The sequence below is a fragment of the Rhodanobacter fulvus Jip2 genome (assembly GCF_000264315.1).
In the GTDB taxonomy this organism is placed as follows: Bacteria; Pseudomonadota; Gammaproteobacteria; order Xanthomonadales; family Rhodanobacteraceae; genus Rhodanobacter; species Rhodanobacter fulvus.
Genome location: NZ_AJXU01000112.1, coordinates 1 through 386 on the forward strand (window position 1 = coordinate 1; position 386 = coordinate 386).

General features: G+C 30.3%; 1 protein-coding gene. It reads right to left on the reverse strand.

The window, feature by feature from the left end; translation table 11 throughout:
* The coding region (locus tag UU9_RS17740) for a replication initiation factor domain-containing protein (protein WP_083839014.1) at positions 1–386 on the reverse strand (386 nt) is incomplete at both ends.

Sequence of the window (386 nt, forward strand, 5' to 3'; positions counted from 1 at the left end):
ATAAACCATAGCTTGCTCATTAATTTTTTCTAAAGTAGTCCACTCAGGTTTCAAAATGTGTAAATCATTAAAACAATCATTCCAGTAATCAACCATATCTCTTTTTAATTCAACTTCTACACGCCATAGATGTTCAGACATAACTTCAACATCTGCGTTATCTTTACGTTCTTGTTTTTTATTATAAATTCTAATAAATCTATCACTATCACGAACGCCAAAATATTTTGTTTCTGGCTTGCCATTACGACCATAAAAAACAGTTTTCTTAACTGCTTTATCAGTCATTGCATAGTAATCGCTCAAATCATCTTCAAAATCAAAAGCTAAATCTAATCTTGTAAAACCGTCATCTTCCATGTAGTCGATAATATTTTGTTTTAACC